Raw genomic sequence first — 21,406 nt, 5'->3', positions numbered from 1 at the left:
CCCCGCCGCCGTGCTGCTGGCACGTGTGATCAGCAAGCCGGGCACGAATCGTCTCACGCTTGATCTCGGGCACAAGTCCGTGGCCCCGGAGAATCCGCATCCACGCGTGCGCTTCGAGGAGCTGCCCGACGCCGCACCAATCATGCAGAGCGAGGAGCATCTCGTGCTGGAGACCGAGCGTGCCCATGAGTTCCTCATCGGCCAGGCACTGCACGGCATCCCGCGCCATGTCTGCCCCACGGTCTCGATGCATGGCGAGGCGGTGGTCATCGAGGGTGGTCGTGCCACCGAGGTCTGGCCCATCACCGCACGCAATCGCAAGATCACGATCTGATGCACGTTCCCCAGCGCCCCATGAAAAACCTGTCCCGCCGCCGCGCCCTCAAGACTCTCTTTTGCTCCAGCGCCGTCATGGCGCTGAATCTCCAAACCCGCCGCGTGCAGGCAGAGATCGCCAAAGATGGGCTGCACTTCCTGGCCATCGGCGACTTCGGCACCGGGGCGGCGGATCAAAAGGCGGTCTCGAAAGCCATGCAGGACTTCGTTGCCAAAAACAGCCTGAAGTCCGAGGCCATGCTGCTGCTGGGAGACAACTTCTACGGCAAGACCAAGGATGGCCTCACGGTCGATTCACCTCGCTGGCAGACGGACATCGAGGAGATGTATCCCACCAGTTCTTTCGCGGGTCCACAGTATGCCGTGCTCGGCAATCATGACTACCATGACAACGCCGGCGGCCAGGACGTCCAGCTCGCTTACTCGAAGAAACCCGGCGTGCGCTGGAAGATGCCCGCGAAGTGGTATCGCCAGGATTTCGGCGAAGTGCTGACGGTGATCTTCCTCGACAGTAACCTGCCCGCTGTCAGCGGAGCCAAGGACAAGAAGACTGGCAAGTCACGTGCATCGCTGACTGCTGAGGAGGCGAAAGAACAGATGGCTTGGCTAAAGGCCGAACTCGCCAAGCCGCGCGCGCCATTCACCCTCGTGGTGGCCCATCATCCGATCTACTCGAATGGCGATCATGGCGACACCAAGGCGCTCGTCACAGAATGGGAACCGCTTTTGCAGGAGCACAAGATCCACGCCTACCTCTGCGGCCATGATCACGACCTCCAGCATCTGGAAGTGGAGGGCAAATTCACCTCCCACATCCTCTCCGGCGGTGGCGGTGCGAAGACACGCAAACTGGAGCACCCGGAACGCAAAATGCCTTACGGGCTCGATGTCCACGGCTTCACCCACATCACGGTGAAAGCGGACGCGCTCATCTTTGCCCACCACGGCGTGGATGGCAAGTTGCTGCATCGCTTCACCAAGCGGTTGGATGGCAAAGTGGAGATCGGCTGATTTGCCCTTCCCACCCGGCCCGCTTTCCGCTAGCTAGGCGGTGATGAGTTCACCCCAAGAGACCCAACGCCCCACCCTAGCTCAGACCATTGGAGGCTGGCAGATCATGTTTTACGGTCTCGGCTCCATGCTCGGAGCCGGCATCTATGCCTTGATCGGCAAAGCGGCTGCCGGCCTTGGCAATGCGATGTGGCTGGCCTTCTTGATGGCGATGATCGGCGCGATGCTGACCGGCCTTTCCTATGCCTGTGTCGGTGGGCGTTATGCCCGTGCTGGCGGTGCTGCTTATGTGACCCAGCGCGGCCTCGGCAATCCGTTGTTGAGTTACGTCATCGGCATCGCCGTGATGATGAGTGGCCTCACCAGCATGGCCACGGGCTCGCAGGCGATCATTGGGCAGTTGAGGGAGCTTTTCGCGTGGGACCTGAACGACGCTACCATCAAGCTCGGCAGCATAGGGGTCGTTTTTCTCGTCGGCGGCGTGATCTACCGCGGCATCCGCGAGAGCATGTGGCTGAACATCCTCTGCACTGTTATCGAGGCCAGCGGGCTGCTTTTCATCATCGCTGTTGGTGTGAAATACTGGGGCGGTGTGAACTACCTCGAGTCTCCCGGCGACACGGTGGCCGGAGGCGCTGGCTCTGGCATCACGATGGCGCTCATCATGCAGGGGGCCGTGCTCACCTTCTATTCGTTCATCGGCTTTGAGGACATTTTGAATGTGAGCGAGGAGGTCAAAGATCCAGCCAAGAATGTTCCCTTCGGCTTGATCGGCGCGATGATCCTAGCCACGGGGATCTACATGGCAGTCGCCGTGACGGCGGTGTCCGTCATCCCTTGGCAGGAGTTGGCAAAGAGTGAAGCGCCGCTCATGGAGGTGGCCCGTCGCGCAGCTCCCTGGTTTCACGGCATCAAGCCCGTGTATGCAGGCATCACCATCTTCGCCATCGGCAACACCGCACTGCTGAATTACCTCATGGGTTCACGCCTGCTTTACGGCATGAGCCACCAGGGTCTGCTGCCCTCCATCCTGGGCCGAGTGCATCCCGTCCGCAAAAGCCCGCACATCGCCGTCTTCGTGCTCTTTGGCATCGTCTCCATTCTCATCCTCAGTGGCGGTGTGAAGGCGCTCGCCGAATCCACGGTGCTGCTGCTGCTCACCGTCTTCACCACGGTGAACATCTCCCTCGTCGTGCTCAAACGCCGCCCTGGTGAGCCGCGCGGTGGTTTTGAGCCTCCTATCATCGTGCCAATGCTCGGAGCCCTGGTGTGCGCCTCGCTCATCGTAGTCAGATTGCAACTGGCCTTCGATAGCTCGAAAAGCGTGCTCTCGTTGATATACAATGGTGAGTTCAACTTCCGTGCGGCCTTCACCACTAATGTCTATGATAAGTTATTCGAGCCACTCACCGCCCCGCTTATAGCAGGAGCAATCGTTTTGATCAGCATGGCACTCTACAAGGCCCTAAAACCGAAGAACGTAGTGGCAAAGATCGAAGACTGAGCTTGGTGTTCTCACTGAATGCGCGTCCTCATCGTCGTCGAAAACCTGCCCGTGCCACTGGACCGCCGAGTCTGGCAGGAAGCCTGTGCTTTGCGCGATGCGGGGCATGAGGTGACCGTCATCTGCCCGCAAATGCGCGGCTACACGCAGGCGGAGGAGGTGCTGGATGGCATCCAGATTTATCGCCACTGGATCAGCGATGAAGCACGCGGGATTCGCGGCTTTATCCTGGAGTATGCCACGGCGCTTTGGGGGGAGCTGTGCTGTGCTTTGAAGGCTTGGCGGCGCACTGGGTTCGATGTCATCCACCTCTGCAATCCGCCGGATCTGCTCTTCCTCGTGGCGCTGCCTTTCAAGCTGCTGGCAGGCGTGAAGGTGATCTACGACGTGCATGACCTCTGGCCGGAGATGTTCGAGGCGAAGTTCGGCAAACGCGGCCCGCTTTACTGGGCGGTGCGAGTCGCGGAACGCTGCACGCTGGCACTCGCGGATGCGGTGATGGCCACGAACCAGAGCGTGCTCGCTGCTGTGAAGGAGCGTGGGAAGAAGAGTGACGACGAGGTCTTCATCGTCCGCACCGCGCCGAACAAGCTGAACACCGCCACGCCTGCCGACCCGGCTTTGAAGAGGGGGAAAAAGCACCTCGTCGGCTACATCGGCGTCATGGGGAATGCGGACGGCGTGAACTACCTCATCGAGGCTGCGCGGCACATCGTGCAGACGCGTGGCAGGCAGGACGTGCAGTTCCTGCTCATGGGCAGCGGCCCGGAGCATGCAGAGCTGCTGCGGCTGCGTGATTCGCTGGGTCTGGCGGACTTCATCGACATGCCGGGGCGTGTGACCAATGAGTTCCTCTTTACCGGCCTGCAAACCATGGACCTCGGCGTCGCCTGCGACCCGATCAACGACTACAACGACCACTGCACCATGAACAAGACGCTGGAGTACATGGCCTTCAGCAAGGCGCAGGTCATGTTTGGCACCCGCGAGGGCCGCTTCTCCGCTGGTGAGGCAGCCCATTACGTCATGGAAAACAGCGCCGAAAAGCTCGGCGATGCCATTTTGGACCTCCTGGACGATCCTGCCCGCCGCGAGCAGATGGGCCGCCTCGGCCACCACCGCCTCAGCACCGAGCTGAGCTGGGAAAAGAGCGTCCAGGAGCTGCTGAAGACGTATGCGCGGGCCGTCTCGGCGTGATGGAAGCGTCTTCCAGCCAATCCCCGGTTGAACTGGCCCACCCCCTGCGCTTCTCTCCGGCCTCAATTTTTCCCCCAAAACACCCATGAACTACGATCTCATCGTCATCGGCGGCGGCCCTGCGGGCTATGTCGCAGCCATCCGCGGCGCTCAACTCGGCAAAAAAGTGGCCTGCGTCGAAAACGACCGCGCCGGTGGCACCTGCCTGAACTGGGGTTGCATTCCGACGAAGGCCCTGCTGAAAAACGCCGAGCTGTATCACACCCTCACGCATCGCGCCGAGGAGTTCGGGCTCAAGATCGGCAGCATCGAGTATGACTGGTCCAAGGTCATCGGCCGCAGCCGTGGCGTGTCAGACAAGCTGAACAAGGGCATCGAGTTCCTCTTCAAAAAGAACAAGGTCGATTACCTCAAAGGCACCGCCAGCATCCCGGCCGCAGGCAAGGTGGAAGTCACCGCCGCAGATGGCAGCAAAGCCACCCACGATGCCGCAAACATCCTCATCGCCACCGGTGCGAAGAGCCGCCCGATGCCCGGTTTCCCCTTCAACGGCACCACCGTCATCGGCAGCAAAGAAGCCATGACCAACACCACGCAGCCGAAGAGCATCGTCGTCATCGGCGCAGGAGCTATCGGCATTGAGTTCGCCTACTTCTTCAACGCCTACGGCACCAAAGTGACCGTCGTCGAGATGCAGCCGAATATCCTCCCGGTCGAAGACACCGAGGTCAGCCAGTTGCTTGAAAAGAGCCTCACCAAGGCCGGCATTCGCATCCTCACGAACACCAAGATCACCAGCACCTCCGAAGACGGCAAGAGCGTCAAGATCACCGTCGAAGGCGCTGCCAATGAAACCATCGAGGCCGACGTGGCTCTCGTCGCCATCGGCGTCTCACCCGTGCTGCCCGGCGGCATCGAGCTGAAGCTCAGCGACCGCGGCTGGCTGGACACCAACGACCGCTACGAAACCAGCGTCAAAGGCATCTACGGCGCCGGCGACATCATCGGGCCACCCTGGCTCGCCCACGTCGCCAGCTACGAGGCCGTCCAAGCTGTCGAGGGCATGTTCACCAAGCACAAGCCCCAGAAAGTCGGCGTCTTCCCCGGCTGTACCTACTGCCATCCGCAGGTCGCCAGCATCGGCCTCACCGAGCGTGCCGCGAAGGAGAAGGGCCTCAAATACAAGATCGGCAAATTCCCCTACCAGGCCAGCGGCAAAGCTCTGGCAGCCGGTGAGCCCGAAGGCTTCGTCAAAATCATCTACGGCGAGCCTCACGGCGAAATCATCGGTGCCCACATGATCGGTGCCGAAAGCACCGAGATGATCGCCGAGATCGGCCTCGCCATGAACCTCGAAGCCACCTGGGATGAAATCGAAGCCACCATCCACGCCCATCCGACCCTGTCCGAGATGGTCAAGGAAGCCACCGAAGTGGCGAAGGGGCATCCGATTCATGTGTGAGTGACTCATGAAGGCGATCACCGAGCATTTGATTGTGGCGGTGATCGCCGCCGGGATGTGCTTTGTCGGCTTTTGGCTTATCGGCTGGCATAATGGCACCGGAGATATGGGAATCCTGCCTTACGAGCCTGGGTGGACGATCCAGAGGGTTAGTGTTTCAATTCTGACTTGGATTTGGCTTTATAGGAAAGGGCGAAACTATGATTGGTTCGTTCTGCCAGTTCTCGGACTTGCCAGTCCGTTTATTGGAGCGGCTCTCTTCATCTACCCCTACTATTTATGGCCTTGGTTAGTTCTCTGGAATCATGCCATCGTGATTTTCCCAACTGGGGTTGCCTGCGGTTTACTCGTCTCAGTGGCCACATTGCCATTTCGGTCCAAGGAGGTAGGATTCCGCTAAGCCGTGTAGCATGAAAGCCGCCGACCAATATCACCACTTCGTCCGCTGGTCCGATGAAGACCAGATCTACGTCGGCTATTGCCCCGATCTCTACTTCGGCGGCGTCTGCCATGGAGACAATGATGAGCAGGTCTATGCCGAGCTATGCGGCATCATCCGTGATGAAGTTGCCCATCGGCAGCAGGGTTTAGTCAGGTTCTCAGGATAGAAATTGCACTACCCATGTCGGACGTGCACAGAGGTGATCTCAACTATTTCAAAACATGAAGTCTCTCCCTCTCTTATCTCTGGTCAGTCTGTGGCTCTGCTCCTGTTCAGGCACCCACTCCACCATCCAGGAAGGCTATGCTTACCAAATGACAGAGGACCAAGCTGCCGTTCTGGTGGATTCGGTGATACGCTCAAACATCGTCAATGATCGGATGCTCCCTGGCAGCAAGCTCGTCGCCTCAGGGTATGATCGATCGCTCACAGACACTCAAACCTACACAGCTACAGCCGTAGCAGTTCCGCGTTTATCCGCCTTTGGTTTCGAGCTTCGTCATGAAGGCACCATGTTCAACGGCCCGACGAAGGCCAAGCGCATTTACAACACCTTGAATGAGCGTGCGACGTTGGTGGGTTCGCGGGTATCCATCAAATAGGGATCGTCTCTCAATGCCAAAGGCCTAGCGTCATTCAGCCCAGGGTTGCGCGGAGCGCCAACCCTGGGAACTCAGATGAACCCCGTCGTCCTCTCGCCGAACTCCAACGGAGTTCAGTCAGGCTTCGCAGACCAAGAGACTTTGGGGTGACGAAACGCGCCGCAGGCGATGGAGCGCGGACCTCCGAGTCCGCAGCGGGTGGGACGCACGGTGTGGGTGGAGGTGTTATTGGCGGGTCCTTCGCAGGTTGGGTCTTCGGGTTGAAGGCTCGTGAGGGTGAAAAGCCGAATCTGGGATGCTGGCGACCTGCTGCGGAGTTGGAACTCCGAGCTCCTTTGGGCTTGATTGGCCGTCGCGGATGGTGGGAGAATCGGAAGATGAATGATGAGTCGAAGTCATCCCCGAGAACAGGTCCGCCTCTGCGTCCTAGGTTAAGAGAGACGGTGAAGAATCAGCGGCTTGTGTCGCAAAATCCGACTCGAGAGGAGCAGATGGAAGGGTTTCATGGCTGGAGCGAACGTGGCTATCTGCCGCATCGCGATGAGCCGGGACTGACGCAGTTTGTGACCTTTCGCCTAGCCGACAGCTTTCCGGCGGAGCTGAGGCAGGAGTGGGAGATGCTTTTCAAAATCGAGGATGATCGTGAGCGACGCACCCAGCTCGAAGCTTGGCTGGATCTCGGGCATGGAAGCTGTGAACTGAAGGACGAGCACGTGGCTTCCGCCGTGGCAGGCGCTTTGCGGCATTTCGACGGGCAGCGCTATGCTCTACGAGCCTTCACGATCATGCCGAATCATGTGCATGTGCTGTTTCATGTGACCACCGAACCGATGGCGAAGGTGGTGCAAAGCTGGAAACGCTTCACCGCGAATCGGGCCAACGAGATCCTGGGGCGAAAAGGAACCTTCTGGCAGGAGGATTACTGGGATACCTACATGCGCAATGCCGAGCATGAAGAGCGGACGCTGCGCTATCTTTGGAGCAATCCGGTGAAGGCAGGATTTGTGAAGGATTGGAAGGCGTGGCCGTGGACGTATCTGGCCGCTGAAGAGTGAAAATGCGAGAAGCGAGGTGACGGAGCGCGGAACACCGATTCGGCGGCGGTGGATCGCTCGGAGTGGGGGGAGGTGTCATGGGAAGGGTCGTTCGCAGGTCGGGGCTTCGGGTTGAAGAAGCGTGAGGGTGATGAGCCGACTTGGGGTGCTGGCGACCTGCTGCGGAGTTGGAACTCCGCGCTCCTTTGGGTCTGTCATGCCGCTGAGGTTGGGTGACGAAGCACGCCGCAGACGGTGGAGCGCGGACCTCCGAGTCCGCAGCGGGTGGGACGCTCGGGGTGGGTGGAGGTGTCTTGGGAGGAGCGTTCGCAGGGTGGGGCTTCGGGTTGAAGGCGGGTGGCAGTTGTGGGGCAGACGCTGCGTGCTGGCGACTTGCTGCGGAGTTGGAACTCCGCGTTCTTGGGGCTTTGCTCAGAGGTGATGGCTGCTCTGCTTGTTGATTTACAATGCTTTAAGGGAGGTCAATGAATGCAACCAGCGGCTTATTCTTCCGCCAAACTTGTTCGGCATCGACTGATTTTCAGTCGAATTTCCGCCAAGTTTCTCCGACATCGGCATGTCTGATGTCGATTATCCGCCCTTTTGGGTCATCATTGAGGTCAAAATGGGCGGTCATCCGCCAAATGGGTCCGACTTAGGCTTGTTTGGACCGAGCGTTTGAGGTGAAATGTCGGGCATGAGCACTTCGACACCATCGGCTGGGTCTGCGACGGGAACTTCGACGCCTAGCACGTCATCAGCGGTGCAGGCGATCTCCCCGCCGTCCAATGCGCCGAGGTTTTTGCGGCGCTAGGGAACCCGCTGAGGTCGGAGATGCTGAAGCTGATGGTGCAGCACGGGCCGCTGTGCGCGTCTCAACTGGCGACGATGCTGAAGCGCGACTTCGACGGGGTGAGCAAGCACCTGCGGGTGATGCGGACGGCGGGTGTGGTGCGGGCGACTCCTGGGGAGGACCGGCGGCTGCTGTTCTTTGCCATCCCGGCGGTGAATCAGCCGGAGCCGGGGCTGCTGGACTACGGTACGGTGCGGCTGGATCTGCGAGCACCGCCGGTAGTGGCAGAAGCGCCTTTGGCGGTGCGGGCGTGATGTGAGAGTGATGCGTCTGCGGCGCTGCGATGCAGGGAAGTTCTTGCGCGTTCGCGATTGTGGCGCAGGGAGGCTCTGTGCTCCTCAGGGGGCGTTCCATTTCCTTTCTCCATGATCTGGCAGGCAAGACATCACCGCATCGAGTTTCCCCGTCGCCCGCTGGTGATGGGGATCGTGAACATCAATGATGACTCTTTCTGCGGTGACGGGACGCTGGATGCTGACAAGGCGCTGGCTCAGGCGGCGCAGATGCTGCGGGACGGGGCGGACATCATCGACATCGGGGCGGAGAGTGCGCGGACGAATCGCGGACCGATCACGGTGGAGGAGGAGGTGGCGCGGCTGCTGCCCTTCCTGGCAAAATGGCCGGAGGTGGCGGCACGCTTCGCCTCACCGCTGCTCTCGATCAATACCTGGCGGAGTGAGGTGATCGCGGCGGTGCTGCCCCATGGGGGGGATTTGATCAATGACATCAGCGCGCTGCCGGATGCGACGAACGCGCGACTGTGCGCGGAGCATGGGGCGAGTCTGCTGATCATGCACAGCATCGGCCAACCTAAAGTGCCGCACACGCATGTGGGGTATGCGGACATCTGGGAGACGCTGGAGAGGTTCTTTGATGAGAAGATGGATGTCGCACTCCAAGCGGGGCTGAAGCCGGAGCAGATCGTGCTCGATCCGGGGATCGACTTCGCGAAGCAGCGGGAGGACAATCTGGAGATTTATCGCCACGCGGAGCGGCTGCAAAAGTGGGGCAGGCCAGTGCTGCTGCCGGTTTCGCGGAAGACGGTGATCGGTCAGGTGCTGGATCTGCCGCAGGCGAATGACCGCGATGCGGGGACGCTGGCCTGCATCAGTGCCGGGATGCGGCGCGGTGCCCAGATCTACCGCGTCCACAACGTCAAAGCGGCGGCGCAGGCGGTGAAGGTGCTGTGGGCGGTGAGGTGATCAGCGGCGGACTTCGCCCTTGGTCACATCGCCTAGATCATCGAGTGCCATGATCTGATTGATGGTCTTGAAGCGGCCTTTGTCTTCGAAAGCCCAGACGACTTTCTTGTCGGGAGTGAGCTCGAAGAACTGGGGCTGCTCGCCGAGGTGGCCATGGCCGAGGTAGTTGGCAAAGATCGTGTTCCCGTTCGGCAGGCGATGGCAGCCAGCCATGAGGCGGAGGGTGTTGCCGGGGAGGTCATTCTCGTTGAGTTCCCAGACGGTTTTGCCGCTGGGATCGACTTCGACGACCTTGTGCCCGTCTCCACAAGTGATGAGGAGGTTTTTGTTGGCGAGCTGCACGACACCATGGGGATCGCCAGCGACGGGGACTTCACGCAGGACTTTGCCGTCGCCATCGAACTCGACGATTTTGCTCTCGCCTTTGAAACAGACGAGGTAGTGACCGTCGGGGGTCTTGCGGGTGCCGCGGAATTGGTTGTGCAGCTTCACGCTGGCGGCAGTGACGAGCTTGATCTCTTTGGCGATCTTGCCCGAGCGATCGACCTCGATGATGCGGCTGGTGCCGCACTCGACGACGAGGACATTGCCGTCAGGCAGGGGCTGGCAGGCGTGGCATTCGACTTTGTCGGAAGCGATGTATTCCCAGACGACTTTTTGGTCGCGAGTGACTTCTTTGGCTCCGCCGTGATAGGCGAAGAGGATGTTTCCATTCGGCAGACGCCAGCAATCCTGCGGGTGCTTCGCCTCCACCTGCCATTCGATCTCGCCGGTGGCGGAGAGGATGGTCACTTTGTTCCCGCCGTAGTCACAGCAGAGGATGGGGCGGGCGGCGAAAAGGCTGGTGCCGAGCAAAGTGAGGGCGGAGAGGACGAGGGCGAGTTTCATGCGTGGGTGAAGTTTAACGGGGAGGGTTGGCGGACTCATAAAGATTCAGAGTGCCGTCGATGCGACCGGCGACGAGCTGCGTTTTGTCGGTGAAGGCGAGCGCGGAGGACCAGTCGGGTTGTTTTTCGAGGAGGAGCTTTTCGGTGAGATCGGCGGTGTTCCAGAGCTTGAGCGATTTGTCGGTCGAGGTGGAGGCGAGCAGTTTGCCATCGAGGGACAACGCGAGCCGCAGGATGCCGCCTTCATGCGCGAAGCGGCTGGTGAGGATCTTGTTCGTGCCTTCCTTGGCATTGGCGCTGATGTTCCAAAGGCGGATGCGATTGTCGGAACCGGCAGCGAAGAGCTGCTTGCCATCGGCGCTGAAGACGACGCTGGTTTGCTCCTTTGTCGGCTGCGAGAGCGTGTCGAGACGCAAGCCGGTCGGGATGGCCCAAAGCTTCACCGTGCGGTCCGCGCTGGCGCTAGCGAGCACCTTGCCATCGGGACGGAACGAGAGGCCGTTCACCGCGCCGTTGTGGCCTCTGAGCAGCGCGACTTCCTTGCCCGAGGCAGTGTCCCAGAGACGGATTTTTTGATCGTAGGCTCCCGTGGCGATCCATTTGCCATCCGGCGAAACCGCGAGCGCATAAGCCGCATCCGTGTGACCTTCAAACGAGCGCAAAGAGCTGCCATCGCTCGTTTTCCAGCTCCGCACTATGCCCACGATGCCGGCCTCGCCACCGGCGGCATACACCGTTTCACCGTCGGGCGAGAAGGCGACCGCGTTCACCTTCCCTGTGAAGCCCGAAAGCTTCCGCACGATCTCCTTCGTGGCCGGATTGAGCAGTTCCACCTCGCCATAACGTCCCACTGCGATCAACTGCACCTTCGGCGAAAACGCCACCGCCTGAATCGACCGCTTCGGCGGCACCGTGGGCACGATTTTCGGCGTGATGACCTCTTTCGGCATCGGTTTGCCTTCCGCGATGATCGGACCTTTCGCACCCGCATCGATCCACGCTTTGATCAGCGCGATCTCCTCTGGCTTGAGCTTCTCGCGCTTGCCCGGCGGCATGAATTCATTCTTCCCACCGCGACCCGAGCGGCCTTCGAGAAACTTCACCAACAGCGACTCGTCCGCCTTCCCCGCCACGATCGCCGCGCCCTCCTCGCCGCCCTTCATGAGCGCCGCAAAGGTGTCCAACGCGAACTCCCCATCCGCGTCGTCCGCGCTGTGGCAGTCGATGCAGTAGGTGTCCCACAGCGGGGCGATCTGCTTCGTGTAGTCCACGGTTTGGGCTTGGGTGGCCACCGTGAACAATGCGAGAAGAATGGGAGTGATGAGACGCATGGGAAGGATGAGGTGAGGGCTGCGTGCTCGTGGTTTAGTGATTAAACAAAAACTCCTTCGATCCCATCAGGCTCCAGAAGATGTCTTCGAGAGTGGTGCGGCGGTCTTCGGGTTTGGCGGTGGCGAGGAGTTGGGTGGCTTTCGTGATTTCGCGCTCAGTGGGTTCGCGTGTGAGCGTCACAAGGTAGGCTTCTTCGATGATCTTGGCGTCGGGTTGCTTGCTGGCGAGCAAAGCGTCGAGGCGGTTATCCTTTTGCGAGAGTTTGAGGTTCAGTGTCTCGCCATTCGCGATGTGGAGGGCCTGGGCCATGCTGGGTTCGTTGGTGCGCTCGCATTCGCAGGTGGCGACGCGGTCGGCGCGGCCGAAGCTTTTGAGGAAGTAGCTGGCGATGTTGCTGTCGGGCAATTGCAGGGCGCGGAAGCCCATGGGGTAGGCGTCGGCGGTGCCGCGGTTGGCGTTGCGGCGATCAATTTTGAAGGTGGTGGGCGCGGCGGTGACCTGCGACACGGTGTCGAGCAGCACCTCGGCCTTCAGACGGCGCGGGACGTAGTGGGAGCCGTAGCGGAGGTCGGTGATGTTTTCAGGAAGGGTGATGCTGCTGCGCTGGTAGGTCTCGCTTTGCAAAATGGTGCGCATGAGGGCCTTCAGATCGAATTTCTGCTTCACGAGATGCTCGCACGCGGCGGCGAAGAGCGGCTCGTTGCTGGCGGGATTGGTGACGCGGAGGTCATCGACGGCTTCGACGAGTCCGCTGCCGAAAAAGTTTGCCCACACGCGGTTCACAATGGCACGTTGGAAGAGTTTGTTGTCGGCGCTGGTGAGCCAGTTCGCGAGCGTGATGCGGCGATCCTCGGTGGAGGTCATCGAGACGGGCTGCAAGGCATCGAGCGGGCGCGGTGGCTGCGGTTTGCCGGTGAGTGGCGTGATGATCTCGCCCTGCGTGTCGCTGAAAAGCACGCGCTCATTGGTCTGTGTGCCGTTTTTGGACCGGATGCGGGCGAAGAGGTTCGCGAAGGCATAGTACTGATCGTGCGTCCATTTTTCCATCGGGTGGTTGTGGCACTTCGCACAGGCGATGGAGGTGCCCATGAAGGCCACGCTGACGGTTTCGGCGCATTTGGTGGGCTCGTCGTTGAGGACGAAGAAATTGCCGCCGCCATGCTCCAGCGTGCTGCCGCTAGCAGTGAGCAGATCACGCACCATAGCGTCCCACGGCGTGTTCGCGGCGACGTGGCGGCGAATCCAGTTGTAGTAGGCCCACATGGCCTCAGGCATCAATTTGTCGCCATTGACGAGCAGCAGATCGCTCCAGCGGTGCGACCAGTAATCGACGAACTCGGGGCGTTTCAAAAGAGCGTCAATGAGGCGGTCACGTTTGTCGGCTGCTTTGTCGGTGAGGAATGCGCGAGCTTCATCGGTCGTGGGCAAAACGCCGATGGTGTCGAGAAAGGCACGTCGGATGAATTCGGCATCGCTCGCCCGATCTGACGGCGGGATGTTCAGCTCGCGCAGTTTCGTCAAAACATGCTCGTCGATGAAGTTTCGCGGCTTGAGCAAGGCAAAGGCGGCAGGCTCGAGCTTGTTCGGCTGCGGCACGGTGATGGTGGTCACGCTCAGCAGGCTAAGGTACCAGGCACTGACCGTTGCCTCACCGCTGCCCGTGGTCTTGATGAGGCCCGCATCATCCACGGTGGCCACGCTGGCATTGGTGGCGTTGTATTTGCACCAGCGCGTAACGTCCTCGCTATGCCCGTCGCTGAATTTCGCGATCACTTTAAGTTGCAGGCTCTTGCCGGCCTGCGTGACGAGATGCGGCTGCGCCACACTCAGCGACACGATGCGCGGATCATCCGCCTTCGGCCCCGACGCTCCCGCCGCGATCCAATCGGCGATGGCTTTGTATTCCGGCGAATTCACTTCGAAGCGCTTGTCCCCCTTGTGAGGCACCGCTTTGACCGCTTTGAGGAGAAAGAGACTGCGAGCCGGATCTTCGAGCGTGAGACGGCGACCATTCGCGCTCCGCGTGATCGAAAGCCAGTCGCCCTCGTCATCGAAGCCACGAAGTGAGAGACGAAAGCCGCCGTGTCCGGCAGCAGCACCATGGCAGGCTCCCATCGCGCAGCCGTAGCGGGTGAGGATCGGCTGGATGGTATTGCGGAAGGACGGGGCTTCGGCGGAGAAGGCTAAAGTTGCCGTCAGAAAGGAGGCGATGAGACTTAACAGGACGCGTGGCATGATTGGCAAACAATACGCCTGCCAGCTTCGATTCTAAATGGACGATGCTGCCGTGTTTTGAGGCTATCCCGCCCCGTTTGCGATCTAGGTTTGGCGGAGGTAGTGCGCGATCTTGGCGAGAAGCGATGGCTTCTGGACAGGTTTGCTGAGGTGATCGCTCATGCCAGCAGCATAGCACTCGCCGATGAACCCGGTTTCGACGTTGGCTGTGAGCGCAATAACGGGAACTCGGCCGCGCTTGCCCTGCAGCTTTCGAATTTGCCGTGTGGCCTCGTAACCGTCCATGCCAGGCATCTGGCAATCCATGAGGATGGCGTCGTAGCGCCCCTTTTTGACCTTGCTGACGGCCTCCTCGCCATCGCAGGCGAGATCCACTTTTAATCCAGTCGGCTCCATCATGAGCTTTGCCACCATGCGGCTCGTCTGACTGTCATCCACGACCAGAATTCGTCCCGTGAGCCGTTCGGGAATGGCAGCGGGCAGGTTGTTCTCCAATAAAGGCGCTGATGTGCTGGGGCTCGCAAGGGGCAGTGCCAATGTGAAGCGGAATTCAGAACCGACACCTTTCTCACTGGTCACCGAGATGTCACCGCCCATCAGCCGGACAAGTGAAAGCGAGATGGCCAGACCCAGGCCGGTGCCAGCGTGCATGCAAACGTTTTGATGGGTGTCGCCTTGATTGAACGGTTCAAACAAATGCTCCAAGGCCTGTGGCGAAATCCCGACACCCGTATCCTTGATGCGGAAGGTAAACGAATGCCGGTTGATGGTGCCGCGGCCCTCTTCGACCGCAAGCCGCACGCTGCCACGGTCGGTGAACTTGATGGCATTGCCGATGAGGTTGATCAGCACCTGGCGGAGCCGTCCTTCATCGCCGAGAACCAGGCATTCTCGTTGCTCCTTCATATGGCATTCGAGCAAGATGTCCTTGGCCTCGGCGCGATGGCGCATGAGCTGGATGACGTTTTTCAAAAGCGCTAGGAGATCAAAGGGCTCATGTTTGATCTCCACCTTGCCCGCCTCGACCTTGGAGATGTCTAGAATGTCTCCGATGATGTCGAGCAGTGCCGTGGCGGATTGCTCAGCAATCGTAACGAGGGAGGACTGGGCCGGAGCGAGCGATGTATCCCGAAGCAACTGCAGCATGCCGATCACACCATTCATCGGCGTGCGGATCTCATGGCTCATGCTGGCCACGAAGATGCTTTTGGCTTGGCTGGCGGATTCTGCCTGCTCACGTGCCTGACGTTGGAGCTCTTCTGCCTCGCGCAGACGTTCTTCAAGGGCCTTTTGCCGAGAGATGTCGAGATGCGTGCCGACAAAACGCCGGGCTCGGCCCTTTTCGTCCCGGAGAGCACGACCGCGGGCCATGATCCAAACGTAATAACCATCCTTATGACGGAGGCGATGCAGATTCTCGTAAGTCTCCGTCATGCCTGTGATATGATCTTCCACGAGCTGCAAGCTGCGGTCGATATCTTCAGGGTGAATTCGAGACTGCCAGGCATCTGGATTGTCGACGATCTCCTCATCGCGATAACCCAACATAGCCTTCCACTCGTGGGAGAGAACAATGGCACCTTCATCCAGAAACCAATCCCAGAAACCGATTTCACTGCCTTTGATGGCTAGGGTGAGCCGTTCCTCAGACTCATGCAGGTCGATCATTTGCTTCTGGATGATCGCGGCGCTGGCACGATTCGCATACAAGGCGGCGACCTGTGCAGTGAAGACACGGAATGACTGCGCTTCATTCTCGCTCAACGCCTCATGAAACTCTGCAGCCGCCGCGCTGATGCCGGTGATCAGCAGTGCCAGCGGTTTCCCGTCGGGATGCCTGCAACACCCGGCGAGCATGTGGGAGAAATCGAGGCCCGCCTGCTGAAACTCGACGCTCCCAGCAGCAAAGAAGCAAGCCTTGTCCTGCTGGACCGTGATACGCGAGGAGAGCCAGGAACGAATGCTCGCAAAGGACTCATAGCCGGCGCGGAAACCCGATGAGGCGGCAGGCTGCGGCAGCAGAAGTCCCTGCGCATCAAAGAGCCAGAACAAGCCCACTTCGAGCTCGAACACATCAAGGAGCGCGTCTGCTACCATGATGGCGAAGGCTTCATCCGATGCTGCCTGAAGCGCCCGGGTGCTGAAGGCGTGGATACGGCCGTAACGCCCGAGCTCGCAGTCGAGCCGGTTTCTTGTGTCAATGAGCTCCTGCTCGACCACCGAGAAACGCGTCACGCGGCGCTGGAGCTCGTCATAGCGATGCTTCAGCACCTCAAAGGCGGGCGTTTCTTCTTTGTCAGTCATCGTTGGATGAGGTCCGCTCAGCGGCGGTAGATGGCGTAGACGGCCGTGGTGTAGTTGTGGTAGGTGTTGGCGCCGCCAAGCCGTGCGAACTCGCCAAAGCCATACATGCCCAGCCATGGGGGCACGACACTGTCACTGCTCAGCGGGAACTGCATCCGCCCCACCAGTTCCTCCTTCATCACGCGGTTGAACAGGTAACGGCCTCGCGCGAGGCAGTCCGCGTGGAAAACGGCCACCGGCCTGCGCCCGCCCGCCCGCGCCACCATCGCCGCCATCATGCGGTCCATGTCGGCGAAGATGCGCTCCTCATCACGCACGGTGAGCCAGAGCCGCGTTCCTTCGCGAATCGTCGTGGCGTAGTGCATGGCGCCATCGGCATCCCGCTTCGTCACCACACGCAGGAGGTGCGGGTTGCCATACTCCTCTGCCAGCGCGGCGGGAAGTTCTTCGGCCAGGGCTCCCACAGGGATCGAGTCGCCACAAGTCGCTTTTTCGGGATCGAGTCCTAGGCGGCTGGTGTACTCGTGCCACGCCGGGCGGCCATTCAATTCGACGATGCGCGTTCCCTCGGCCCGCGTGACCACCATCGGCTCGCCGACAGCGAGAAAGCCGTGCGTGGCTTGGGTGTCCACCTCCAACGATGGATCGGCAAATCCCACCGCCCACGCACCATGCTCCATAACCTGATCATCGACGATCTGGTAGCTGATCACACCGCGCATGTTGTCTGATGAGGTCGCGCCGAAGATCGTCACTTCGGGTCCAAAGACGGACTCGATACCCGCGATGGCCCTGTCATTGGCGATGTCGATCCCCGACGCCAGGAGATGAATCATCGTGATGCCGGGCTGCTGAGCCTTGAGCTGCCGCGCCAGCTCCGCCGCCTTTTCGAACGCATTGTGGCCGTAGATGCCGTCTACATGGGCGACGGCCAGCTCGGGGCCGCGCACCGCCATCAGCGCCACATCCTTCATTGATTCGCTCACGCCTTCACTGCCTACGATCCCGCAGCACGAAGCTCCCACCACCCGCACACCGGGAATCTGCTGCATCACTTCATCCGCAAGAGCTTGGTAATCATGCCCGATCGAGGCATGGAACATGACGAGGTCGCATTTTTTGTCGGTTCCGAGTGCGGCTTCGAGGCATTCCTGAATGGCATGCCTTGAGTTGACCATGCGCGTGCTGGCGGAAAAGAATTCGAGCATCGACAGAAAGATTTGAGGGTTGGATAGGCAGGATGGCGAGGCGTGACGACACGCTCACCATTGGGTTAACCTAAATCTCCGTAGCCTCGTAAACCCCCACTTAGTTGGGTTAACCCAAAATTAACTGCGCCTCTCGTCCCCCAAAGCCGGGTCAAATCACGCAAACAGCTCCTTGATCGCCTGGGTGCCGAAATCGACGACGGGATACGGCCTTCCTTGCGGCCCCGGCAGCTCGGTGTGGAGATCGACGCCGAGGGCTTGGTAGATGGTGGCGACGATTTCTTTGGGGGCGACGGGGCGCTCGGTGGGGTAGCCGCCGATGTCGTCGGATTTGCCGATGACTTCGCCGCCTTTGACACCGCCGCCGGCGAAGTTCACGGTCCAGCAGTTCGGCCAGTGGTCACGACCGCCGGCGGGATTGATCTTCGGCGTGCGGCCAAATTCGGCGAGGCAGGTGACCATGGTGTCGTCGAGCATGCCGCGCTGGAAAAGATCCTCGATGAGTGCGCTGTAGCCTTGGTCATACATCGGCGCGACGATGTCGCGCATGCCTTCGATGCTGGTGAAGGGCTTGGAGCCGTGGATGTCCCAGGTGATCTCGCCAAACACGGTGATGAAGGTGTTCACGGTGACAAAACGCACGCCACGCTCAACGAGTCGGCGGGCGAGCAGGCAGCTCTGACCGAAGCGGTTCAAACCGTAGCGCTCGCGCACTTTGAGCGGCTCTTTGGTAAGGTCGAAGGCCTCGCGAGCCTGCGTGCTGGTCATGATGCGGTAGGCGGACTCGAAATTGGAGTCCATGAGCTTCGCCTGCTCGCTGTATTCGAAATTCCGCACGCTGCTGTCCACCAGCTCGCGCATTTCGCGGCGGCGCTCCATTCGCACCTCGCTGATTTCCTTCGGCGGGAGCAGATCAGGCACCTTGAAGTCCTTTTCGGACGGATTCGCGTTCAGCACGAAGGGATCATACGCCTTGCCGAGGAAGCCCGCGTCCTGGCCGTGCGGCATGTTGCCGCCAGTGGGCCCCATCGTCTCCGGCAGGATGATGTGCGCGGGAAGATCGCTGCGGCGACCTTGGAGGAATTCCAACGCGCTGCCGACGTGCGGGGTATTCACGCCACCGGTGAAAAGACGGCCCGTTTGCATCATCTGGTGCCCGGTGTCGTGCACGGCGGCGGCGGTGTGGTAGCAGGAGCGCACGAGACTGAACTTGTCCGCGATTTTCGCATGCAGTGGCAGGATCTCGGAGATCTCGAAGGCGTTGCTCTTCGTGCGGATCGGCTTGAAGGGTCCTCGAATCTCGCTCGGCGCATCCGGCTTCATGTCCCAGAGGTCTTGCTGACTCGGCGCACCGAGGTTGAAGATCATGATGCAGGCCTTGTTGCTCTTTTTGGGGTCCACCTTGCCTTCCGCCTTCAATTTGGCGAAGCCGGGCATCGTGAGGCCAATAGCGCTGAGAGTCCCAGCAGAGAGGAAGTCGCGACGAGTCACACCATCGCAGGTGGTGACAGAGCCTTTGTCGGTGAACTTGAACATAAGGTTAAAGAGGTTGTTGGCTGACGAGCGAAACGAAATGCCGCGTAGAGAGTACGCCACAATATACGCGGCATTGCCGGGCTTATGAATGGACGATCCGGCTTTTGGGAATGTGGCTTCCGAACGTCGTGAATGAGGGCGGATTTATTCGAGTCTGGAATATCCAGCCATCTGGCAAGTGCAGCTCCCGAACACGACGCAGGGGTTACTTCTTGCCATCGTCCATGAAATCGAGCGACTTCTCGAGCCACTCCTTAGCAGGCGCTCCATGTCCCTGGCCTGGAATATCAAAGAGCTTCACATACTTGAATTCATTCGCCTTGAAGCCCTGCTCATAGATGGCGGTCGTGTTGTCTCGATTGAAATCTTTGTCCCCTGTGACGAGAACGATTCGTGACTCGTTCTGCGCATGGGTAGCGATCTCGGGATGCGGGATGTAGCGTGCTTCGTAAGTGGTGCCGTCCTTGCCCTGGGTTGGGAAAAAGAAGTTCGCGCCCATGAAGCAGACCGCCCCACTGAACATGTCTGCATAGGCGACGGCGAGCATGGAAGCCACGCGCGAACCACCCGAGTGACCGCTGACATACACTCGCGCTGGATCGATCGTGTAGAGCTGCCGCATCTGGTCATTTGCTGTGATGGCGAGCTGCATGCGGCCAAAGACCTCCCGGCTGTTCCCTGCGCCTTGTGCCCCGATGAAGATGAGTTTTCGATCTGCCAAGACCTTTTCCCAGTCGGCTGGCAGGGCGCACTTGTCGTTCGGGCTGATCCAGATGAAGAGACCGTGTGGCACCTCCTTTTTGTAGGATCTCGGCACGATCACTTCATAGCGTTCCCGGCTCAGATCCAGCGCCGCAGGTGTCTCCGCCGAGCGAAGGCGCATCTTCAACTGATCGGCTCCTGCCATCGGCGTGCCCTCCTTGAAGGTGATGGGGCTGCGCTGGCCTTCCTTGATTTTGCCGCCTGATTCTGGCTGGGCGGCTGCAAAGATGGGAAGGCTGGCAAAAAGGAGGAACAGGCTGAGGCGCATGGGACAACTATCGAAGCGGATTCCGTGGCGTGTGTCGATGCCGAAAATGAAGTGCTCAAAAAGAGGCCCGGACACATGGACAAAAGTCCGTTTTCACACTGGCAAGAGTCCAGGTTTCGTGCTCCGCATCGCGTCATGAATGACCGAGAGCAGAAATCAGGTCTCGAGGCGGACGATGGCCCATTCTCGGAAGGGGCCAAATTTCATTGGTCATGGCATGGAACCCTTGTCGTCACGCTCGGATTTCTGGCGATCAGTCTGATCATGATAACAGACCTTCCGCACGTGACATCGCCTCCTGTTCAGATGGTGGCAACAACCGACCATCGGATCGATTTGAACAAGGCGACTCTGACTGAGCTGGAGACTCTTCCCAACATCGGCCCCGTGAAGGCGAAGCGCATCATGGACGTGCGCCCGTTTGACTCAGTAAATGATCTGCTGCGAGTTCCGGGCATGGGGCCGAAGACATTGGAAAGCCTGCTCCCGTATATCCGAGTGAGCGCTGAAGGATCAAAGTCGGATTGATTAAACTTGTCACCGCAGCAGCAAACGGGCTCACTACGGAAGCTCCGGCAACCATTCCACGAAAGGCATTTACATGATCAATCCGAGCACCGTCATCTTCGCCATTCAGGCAGGTCTCAAGCTGGCGACCAAGGTCCGCCAGATCGCTATCGACAAGACGAGTGAAAAGCCCCTGGTCACTCCTGCGGGATTGCTTGTTGGAGATGAGTTGGAGTCGGCGGCGAGTCATTACTTCGACAAGCATCCCGAGCTGGCACCCGCGAATGAAGCCGACCAGGTGAAGGCCTATCAGACCATCATGCAGATCGAATCTGGGGCGACGCAAAACGTGCGCGAGATGCTGAAGCAGCTCGGCCCGATCAGTCAGGTGAAGGCGGGCACGGGATCGCGCCCCGCTTTGCAGAGGTTGCTCGGCACTGTGGCGGAGATCGCTGTGGATTACTTCACTTTGCATCCGGACAAGCTGGGCAAAAATCAAGGTTCACGACAGGTGCTGGCGGCTTTCATCAGCAGGCTGGATGAGGTGGAGTTTTCAGAAGCCGTGCCGCGTGATCTCATTGAGCAGGTCATGCATGCCTCGCTGAGCACGTTGGGAGATCGGGTGACGCTTATTGATGATGATCGCCGCGTGCAGGTGCTGATCGGTGGTGTCACGCAGGCTCTGCTCGGCGACTACGATCAGCTCACCAATGCCGCCGATCAG

19 protein-coding genes and 1 pseudogene are annotated in these 21,406 nt (G+C 59.9%); 13 read left to right on the top strand and 7 right to left on the bottom strand.

Going from position 1 to position 21,406, the window contains the following annotated elements; all coding sequences use genetic code 11:
- From AC6FTP_RS18410 to folP, 11 genes and pseudogenes are all read left to right on the top strand, one after another.
- Positions 1-334 (top strand): annotated as a pseudogene (locus AC6FTP_RS18410) (D-TA family PLP-dependent enzyme); the annotation flags it as partial.
- A gap of 20 nt (positions 335-354) precedes the next feature.
- On the top strand, positions 355-1,347 hold the full coding sequence (locus AC6FTP_RS18405) for a metallophosphoesterase (protein WP_497208373.1): 993 nt from the start codon (positions 355-357) through the stop codon (positions 1,345-1,347).
- 43 nt (positions 1,348-1,390) lie between these two features.
- A complete protein-coding gene (locus AC6FTP_RS18400; protein ID WP_497208372.1) occupies positions 1,391-2,851 on the top strand; it encodes an APC family permease in 1,461 nt (486 codons plus the stop codon).
- 18 nt (positions 2,852-2,869) lie between these two features.
- Positions 2,870-4,048: a glycosyltransferase family 4 protein gene (locus AC6FTP_RS18395; RefSeq protein WP_497208371.1), complete on the top strand. Its 1,179-nt coding sequence runs from the start codon at positions 2,870-2,872 to the stop codon at positions 4,046-4,048.
- A gap of 85 nt (positions 4,049-4,133) precedes the next feature.
- Positions 4,134-5,510 (top strand): dihydrolipoyl dehydrogenase, encoded by a 1,377-nt coding sequence (gene lpdA, locus AC6FTP_RS18390; protein WP_497208370.1) that lies wholly within the window; start codon positions 4,134-4,136, stop codon positions 5,508-5,510.
- 7 nt (positions 5,511-5,517) lie between these two features.
- A complete protein-coding gene (locus tag AC6FTP_RS18385) occupies positions 5,518-5,910 on the top strand; it encodes a hypothetical protein (RefSeq protein ID WP_497208369.1) in 393 nt (130 codons plus the stop codon).
- 10 nt (positions 5,911-5,920) lie between these two features.
- Complete coding sequence (locus AC6FTP_RS18380) at positions 5,921-6,118, top strand: pilus assembly protein HicB (RefSeq protein ID WP_497208368.1); 198 nt, start codon at positions 5,921-5,923, stop codon at positions 6,116-6,118.
- A 55-nt stretch (positions 6,119-6,173) separates the two neighbouring features.
- Positions 6,174-6,554 (top strand): hypothetical protein, encoded by a 381-nt coding sequence (locus tag AC6FTP_RS18375; RefSeq protein WP_497208367.1) that lies wholly within the window; start codon positions 6,174-6,176, stop codon positions 6,552-6,554.
- Positions 6,555-7,045: 491 nt separating this feature from the next.
- Positions 7,046-7,609, top strand: a complete 564-nt coding sequence (locus AC6FTP_RS18370) for a transposase (protein ID WP_497208366.1) — start codon at positions 7,046-7,048, stop codon at positions 7,607-7,609.
- Positions 7,610-8,344: 735 nt separating this feature from the next.
- Positions 8,345-8,695, top strand: a complete 351-nt coding sequence (locus tag AC6FTP_RS18365; protein WP_497208374.1) for an ArsR/SmtB family transcription factor — start codon at positions 8,345-8,347, stop codon at positions 8,693-8,695.
- Positions 8,696-8,806: 111 nt separating this feature from the next.
- The gene (folP, locus tag AC6FTP_RS18360) at positions 8,807-9,643 is read left to right on the top strand and encodes a dihydropteroate synthase (RefSeq protein WP_497208365.1); all 837 of its coding nucleotides are present in this window, start codon (positions 8,807-8,809) and stop codon (positions 9,641-9,643) included.
- Here folP and AC6FTP_RS18355 read toward each other — a convergent pair whose 3' ends face one another.
- The 7 genes from AC6FTP_RS18355 to AC6FTP_RS18325 all read right to left on the bottom strand — a co-directional run bounded on the left by AC6FTP_RS18355 (position 9,644) and on the right by AC6FTP_RS18325 (position 20,175).
- Positions 9,644-10,531: a YncE family protein gene (locus tag AC6FTP_RS18355; RefSeq protein ID WP_497208364.1), complete on the bottom strand. Its 888-nt coding sequence runs from the start codon at positions 10,529-10,531 to the stop codon at positions 9,644-9,646.
- Between the two features lie 13 nt (positions 10,532-10,544).
- On the bottom strand, positions 10,545-11,861 hold the full coding sequence (locus AC6FTP_RS18350; RefSeq protein ID WP_497208363.1) for a c-type cytochrome domain-containing protein: 1,317 nt from the start codon (positions 11,859-11,861) through the stop codon (positions 10,545-10,547).
- 34 nt (positions 11,862-11,895) lie between these two features.
- Positions 11,896-14,097, bottom strand: a complete 2,202-nt coding sequence (locus AC6FTP_RS18345) for a DUF1549 domain-containing protein (RefSeq protein ID WP_497208362.1) — start codon at positions 14,095-14,097, stop codon at positions 11,896-11,898.
- Between the two features lie 84 nt (positions 14,098-14,181).
- A complete protein-coding gene (locus AC6FTP_RS18340; protein ID WP_497208361.1) occupies positions 14,182-16,401 on the bottom strand; it encodes a PAS domain-containing hybrid sensor histidine kinase/response regulator family protein in 2,220 nt (739 codons plus the stop codon).
- 17 nt (positions 16,402-16,418) lie between these two features.
- Positions 16,419-17,609: an FIST signal transduction protein gene (locus AC6FTP_RS18335; protein ID WP_497208360.1), complete on the bottom strand. Its 1,191-nt coding sequence runs from the start codon at positions 17,607-17,609 to the stop codon at positions 16,419-16,421.
- A 156-nt stretch (positions 17,610-17,765) separates the two neighbouring features.
- Positions 17,766-19,145 (bottom strand): DUF1501 domain-containing protein, encoded by a 1,380-nt coding sequence (locus AC6FTP_RS18330; RefSeq protein ID WP_322278959.1) that lies wholly within the window; start codon positions 19,143-19,145, stop codon positions 17,766-17,768.
- 205 nt (positions 19,146-19,350) lie between these two features.
- Positions 19,351-20,175, bottom strand: coding sequence for an alpha/beta hydrolase family protein (locus tag AC6FTP_RS18325; protein ID WP_497208359.1), 825 nt, complete (start codon positions 20,173-20,175; stop codon positions 19,351-19,353).
- A gap of 135 nt (positions 20,176-20,310) precedes the next feature.
- Between AC6FTP_RS18325 and AC6FTP_RS18320 the strand changes: the two genes are divergently transcribed.
- Positions 20,311-20,703 carry a ComEA family DNA-binding protein gene (locus AC6FTP_RS18320; protein WP_497208358.1) on the top strand — a complete coding sequence of 131 codons (393 nt, stop codon included), beginning with the start codon at positions 20,311-20,313 and terminating at the stop codon, positions 20,701-20,703.
- Positions 20,704-20,776: 73 nt separating this feature from the next.
- The coding region (locus tag AC6FTP_RS18315) for a hypothetical protein (protein WP_497208357.1) at positions 20,777-21,406 on the top strand (630 nt) is incomplete at its 3' end.

It is taken from the genome of Prosthecobacter sp., assembly GCF_044378005.1.
GTDB lineage: Bacteria > Verrucomicrobiota > Verrucomicrobiia > Verrucomicrobiales > Verrucomicrobiaceae > Prosthecobacter.
This window is presented reverse-complemented; position numbering and strand designations above follow the sequence as displayed.